Origin of the sequence: Arthrobacter sp. 35/47 (genome assembly GCF_000520475.1) — a bacterium.
In the GTDB taxonomy this organism is placed as follows: domain Bacteria; phylum Actinomycetota; class Actinomycetes; order Actinomycetales; family Micrococcaceae; genus Arthrobacter_D; species Arthrobacter_D subterraneus.
Window position 1 is genome coordinate 80776 of the sequence record NZ_KI914586.1, and the last position, 5494, is coordinate 86269.

Below are 5494 nucleotides of genomic sequence, written 5' to 3' on the forward strand. Positions count from 1 at the left end.
GGTAGTCGACGGTCAGGTAGGCGGTGACGGCATCAACGGTCCACCCGTGTCCGGTCAGGCCGGTCTGAAGCGTGTCAGCGGCAAGGTCCGATTGCGGAAGGAAGGCCCGCGCGGGCCTTCCTTCCGTAATCGGAAGGCAGGCCAGCAGGCCCTCCGCCGACTGGTCCTCTGCAGGAGTGAGGTCAACTGCAAGGCCGAGTGCCTCAAGTGCGGCGCGGGTAGCGGATCCGACGGCGGCCACCCTGGCGCTGCCCACCAACGACCTCAGGGACACGTTCCGGGCTTCGGCACGCTGTGCGAGGACCGCCACCGTGGTCACACTGGTGAGCACCAGCCAGTCGTAGGAGGACGCGGCGCCCAAGAACCGGTCCAGTTCCCGGGTATCCGCCGGCAGCTCCCAGTCAATCAGCGGCACCACCAGGGGGTTGGCCCCGCGGGCGGTCAGCACTGCCGCCGTCGCTGCCGCGCGCTCCGGACTCCGCAGCAGTGCAACGGTGATCCCGGAGAGGTCTCCGGCGGCCGCATCGGCAGTCATGACGTGACTGCGAGCCCGGCTATCTCCGCTGCCCCGCCGGCAAGAAGCTCCTCGGCCAGCACAACACCAACCGACGCAGCACCGTCCACGGTGAGCTCCCTCGTCGTCTGCGTCCGCCGCAGCAGGGCACTTCCATCGGGGCTGCAGACCACCGCTTCGAGGGTCAGCAGGCCACCGTCGACGGTTGCAAGCGCACCGATGGGCGCGGTGCAGCCGGCTTCGAGCCGGCGCAGGACGGCCCGCTCGGCGGTGACCGCCAGCCGGGTGGGCGCGTGGTCATACCGGCGGAGTGCTTCGGCGAAAGGCGAGGATCCGGCGTCGGCGCTCCGACACTCCACAGCGAGTGCTCCCTGCCCCGGCGCAGGCAGCATGAAACTCGGTTCGAGGTACTCGGTGATCAGCTCCTGGCGGCCAAGGCGGGACAGGCCGGCCGCGGCGAGCACTACGGCGTCGAGGTCACCCGGTCCGCCCTCGACCAGTCCGGCCACGCGGGCCAGCCGGGTGTCGACGTTCCCGCGGATGTCGATGACTGACAGGTCCGGGCGTGCGGCCTTCAGTTGCGCTGCCCGGCGTGGCGACCCGGTGCCGACGCTGGCGCCGGCAGGCAGATCCGCGAGTTTCAGTCCGTCCCTGGCGCACAGGGCGTCCCGGATATCAGCCCGTTCCGGGATTGCCGCGACGGTCAGCCCGTCTGCGTCACCGGTCGGGAGGTCCTTCAGGGAATGGACCGCGACGTCGCAGGCGTTCTCGAGCAGGGCATCCCGGAGCGCGGCGACGAAGACGCCGGTTCCGCCGATCTGGGACAGGGACGCCCGGTTGACGTCTCCGGTGGTGCTGACCCGCACCAGCTCGTACCCCACTCCGCCCAGGCGGGCAAGCGACTCCGCGACCGTTGTGGTCTGGGTCAGCGCCAGTGCGCTGGCGCGGGTGCCGACGCGGACGGTCCCGCTCATGCCTGTTCTGTCTCCGGAAGCCCGACGGTGGAATCGGCGCCCGCGATGGTGGGCTTCTCGCCGCGGCGGTTTGCACAGCAATTGGGCCGGCACACGTCATACCAGGGGCCCAGGTCGGTGGTCGAAGGGCGCTCGATGATGGTGTTGTCCGCTGTGCGCTCACTGACCAGGTCGATGAGCCCGGCAACGAACTTGGCGTGGGTGCCCGGGGTGGGGACCCGCTCGGCGACCAGGCCCAGTTCGGCGCAGGTTTCCATCGCCTCGGTATCCAGGTCCCAGACAACCTCCATGTGGTCGCTCACGAAGCCGAGCGGCACAATGACCACGCCCTTGACTCCGGTGGCCGCGAGATCAGCCAGCGCGTCGTTGATGTCGGGCTCGAGCCACGGGATGTGCGGGGCGCCGGAGCGGGACTGGTACACCAGGGACCACTGGGCATCAGCGGCCTCCGGCACCCGGTCAAGCACCGCCTGCGCTGTGGCGAGGTGCTGGGCCACGTACGCGCCGTCCTCCAGGGCAGGCCCGCCGTCCTCGTTCCGTGGGCCCGCGGCTTCGGCATCGGCGGTGGGGATCGAGTGGGTGGCGAACATGATGTGGACCGGGGCGTTGGACTCACCGTCGGCAGCCAGGCGTTCCCGCACCGACTTCAGACCTTTGGTGACTCCTTCGACGAAGGGCTCCACGAACCCCGGGTGGTCGAAGTACTGGCGGACCTTGTCCACCTCGAGCCGGCCGTCAAGGCCTGTCTCCACCAGCGCCATTCCGAGGTCTTCGCGGTACTGCCGGCAGCTGGAATAGCAGGAGTAGGCACTGGTGGTGACGGCGAGGATGCGGCGGTGACCGGCGTCGTACGCGTCCTTCAGTGTGTCCGCGATGAACGGTGCCCAGTTCCGGTTGCCCCAGAGCACCGGTAGGTCGATGCCGCGGCGGGCGAGTTCGGCCTCCATGGCCGCCCTCAGTTCCCGGTTCTGCTGGTTGATGGGACTGATGCCGCCGAAGGCGCGGTAGTGGTGCGAGACCTCTTCGAGGCGTTCGTCAGGGATCCCACGGCCGCGGGTCACGTTGCGCAGGAAGGGAATGACGTCATCCTGGCCTTCCGGTCCGCCGAAGGATGCCAGGACAATGGCGTCGTACTTCTTCGGCTCCATGCGTCCGTTGTCACTGACTCCGTCGAGGGGGTGGAAGGTTGGAGTGGTCATCGGAGTACCTCTGCTGCTTCCTGGGCGGTGATCCGCCGGCCTGTGTAGAACGGAACTTCCTCGCGGACATGCCGACGGGCCTCGGTCTCGCGGAGGTAGCGCATGAGGTCAACCAGATCCACGAGTTCGGGCGCCTCAAGGGCCAGGATCCACTCCCAGTCACCGAGGGCAAAGGAGGACACCGTGTTGGAGATGACCTGCGGGAACTCACGGCCCTTCATGCCGTGGTCGTAGAGCATTTCACGGCGTTCCTCGGTGGGCAGGATGTACCACTCGTACGAGCGGACGAACGGGTACACGCATACCCATTCAGCCGGTGCGACGCCCCGTGAAAAGGCAGGCGAGTGGCTCTTGGAGAACTCCGCGTCGCGGTGCACGCCCATCGCAGACCACACGATGTCCGTCCCGGCCAGCGTTGCCGTCCGGCGAAGGGTGCGCACAGCGGCCTGGAGGTCTTCCGGACGGGTGCCGTGGAGCCACACCATGATGTCGGCCTCGGCACGCATGGCGGAAACATCATAGAAACCGCGGACGGTGACCCCGGCCGCAGCGAGTTCGGCGGTTGCGGCGTCCAGTGCACCGCCGTCGTCGGGCGCACCGGCGGACCGCTTGAAAACGGTCCAGAGCGTGTAGAACTGGCCGGCCCCGGCGTCGTCGCCGTCCTGAAGGGTGCTGCCGGTGGAAGTGCCCTGCGCGTGTTCGTAACCCGTATTCTCGCTCATGGATCCAGTCTGCTCCTGTCAACAGGCAAATGAAAATTGGTGGGTTCTACAGCTGGTAGAAGATTATCAACGTTCGGGCGGAGAGTGTTAGCGCCCGGCGAGAAGCCGTCTCGCGAGCGCCGCCCCACGGTCACGCGCGTTGTCGATCACCGACACCAGGCCGGTGCCCGCAAGCCAGGCACCGGTGATTTCCAGTCCGCGCTCATTCGCGGCTGCAGCGCGGATGCGTGCCACCCGGTCCCGGTGGCCCAGGGTGGCGTGCGGAAGCGCGTTGGTCCACCGCACCACATCCCAGTCGACGACGTCCGATGGGCTGATATCGACCCCCAGCAGTACCGACGCATCATGCAGTGCGATCGACTGAAGCTCGTCGTCGGGAAGCCGGGCCGTGTCGTCGCCGTCTGCCCCCCGCCCGAAGGAAAGGCGGAGCACATGGTTTCCCGGGCCCGCCGCTGCTGCCAGCCATGGCCACTTTGCGGTGGCATGCGTGAGGGCCTTGGCCCGTACATCGGCGACGTTCCGTGCCACCAGGACGCCGGTCCCCCGCGGCGCCGCATCGAGCTGCGGAACATCCACCACCAGGCTCACCAGCGCCACTGCCGGCACCACGGCCGGCCTGTCCTCCTGGATCCGGGGCACCGTGGAAGCCAGCAGGTCGACGGCGGTGGGACCGTCCGTTGCAACTACCACCGCATCGGCCGTCAGCGTCCGCGACGATGTGGTGATGCTCCAGCCCTCGGGTGTCCGGGCGAGATTCCGTGCAGCTTCCGAAGGATGCAGCGCAGCGCCGTCGCGCTCCAGCCGCTGCGTCAGCGCACTGGTCAGCTGGTGCATGCCGCCCTCGAGGCCGGCTACGGCGGTTCCCGCCGGCGCGGCTGCCCGCATGGCGCCGACGGCTGCGCCGAGGGATCTGTGCCGGCGCATCATGGCGCGCAGACCGGGAACGGCGGCGTCGACGTCCAGGTCATCGGGGTCAGCGGACAGGACACCTCCGACCACCGGCGCAACGAGCCGTTTCAGCACCTCCGCGCCCATGCGGGCCCGCACCACGGCACCCAGGCTGAGCTGCTCCTGGTTCAGCAGCCCGCCCAGGGGCAGCGCGCGGTCGAGGCCGGCGCGCACAGTCGCCGCGCGGCCGATCAGCGCGGTCAGGCCGGGATCACGAACGTCGGCCGGAATGCCGAGAAGCCCCGATGCGGGCAGCGGGAACGCTTGCCCCCGGCCATCCTGCCCGGGCAGATACAGCCAGGCACCGGTGGGGTTCGGGGTGCGGACCAGCGCCCCCAGTCCCAGCTCGCGGGCCAGGGCGGGCACAGTGTCGGAGCGGGTGGAGAACGATTCCGCGCCGGCGTCGAGCGTCAGGCCGGCCAGTTCATGGCCGGCCACCGATCCGCCGAAAGTGGCGGAGGCCTCCAGCACGGTCACGCGGCGACCGGCGGCAGTGAGTTCCCGGGCTGCGCACAGTCCCGCAATGCCGCCGCCGAGAACGACGACGGCGGGAGGCATCATGGCGCGCAGACCGGGAACGGCGGCGTCGACGTCCAGGTCATCGGGGTCAGCGGACAGGACACCTCCGACCACCGGCGCAACGAGCCGTTTCAGCACCTCCGCGCCCATGCGGGCCCGCACCACGGCACCCAGGCTGAGCTGCTCCTGGTTCAGCAGCCCGCCCAGGGGCAGCGCGCGGTCGAGGCCGGCGCGCACAGTCGCCGCGCGGCCGATCAGCGCGGTCAGGCCGGGATCACGAACGTCGGCCGGAATGCCGAGAAGCCCCGATGCGGGCAGCGGGAACGCTTGCCCCCGGCCATCCTGCCCGGGCAGATACAGCCAGGCACCGGTGGGGTTCGGGGTGCGGACCAGCGCCCCCAGTCCCAGCTCGCGGGCCAGGGCGGGCACAGTGTCGGAGCGGGTGGAGAACGATTCCGCGCCGGCGTCGAGCGTCAGGCCGGCCAGTTCATGGCCGGCCACCGATCCGCCGAAAGTGGCGGAGGCCTCCAGCACGGTCACGCGGCGACCGGCGGCAGTGAGTTCCCGGGCTGCGCACAGTCCCGCAATGCCGCCGCCGAGAACGACGACGGCGGGAGC

General features: G+C 69.7%; 5 protein-coding genes. All 5 read right to left on the reverse strand.

Features of this window, described 5'->3' with window-relative positions; all coding sequences use genetic code 11:
- A partial coding sequence (locus X803_RS17735) for a uroporphyrinogen-III synthase (protein ID WP_035777902.1) occupies nucleotides 1-535 on the reverse strand: 535 nt, incomplete at its 3' end.
- The gene (hemC, locus tag X803_RS0104280; RefSeq protein WP_026544175.1) at nucleotides 532-1488 is read right to left on the reverse strand and encodes a hydroxymethylbilane synthase; all 957 of its coding nucleotides are present in this window, start codon (nucleotides 1486-1488) and stop codon (nucleotides 532-534) included. The genes X803_RS17735 and hemC, both read right to left, overlap by 4 nt.
- Entirely contained in the window at nucleotides 1485-2687 is a 1203-nt protein-coding gene (locus X803_RS0104285; protein ID WP_026544176.1) for a ferrochelatase, read from the reverse strand. Before X803_RS0104285 ends, hemC begins: the two co-directional genes overlap by 4 nt.
- A complete protein-coding gene (gene hemQ / locus X803_RS0104290; RefSeq protein WP_026544177.1) occupies nucleotides 2684-3409 on the reverse strand; it encodes a hydrogen peroxide-dependent heme synthase in 726 nt (241 codons plus the stop codon). The genes X803_RS0104285 and hemQ overlap by 4 nt, the downstream gene beginning before the upstream one ends.
- Before the next feature lie 87 nt (nucleotides 3410-3496).
- Nucleotides 3497-5494: protoporphyrinogen oxidase (gene hemG / locus X803_RS0104295; RefSeq protein ID WP_084033370.1), on the reverse strand; the 1998-nt coding region annotated here is incomplete at its 5' end.

Bases quoted from the DNA above. Each gene is read 5' to 3' on its own strand.
- hemC (WP_026544175.1), bottom strand. From the start codon at position 1,488: ATGAGCGGGACCGTCCGCGTCGGCACCCGCGCCAGCGCACTGGCGCTG.
- X803_RS0104285 (WP_026544176.1), bottom strand. From the start codon at position 2,687: ATGACCACTCCAACCTTCCACCCCCTCGACGGAGTCAGTGACAACGGA.
- hemQ (WP_026544177.1), bottom strand. From the start codon at position 3,409: ATGAGCGAGAATACGGGTTACGAACACGCGCAGGGCACTTCCACCGGC.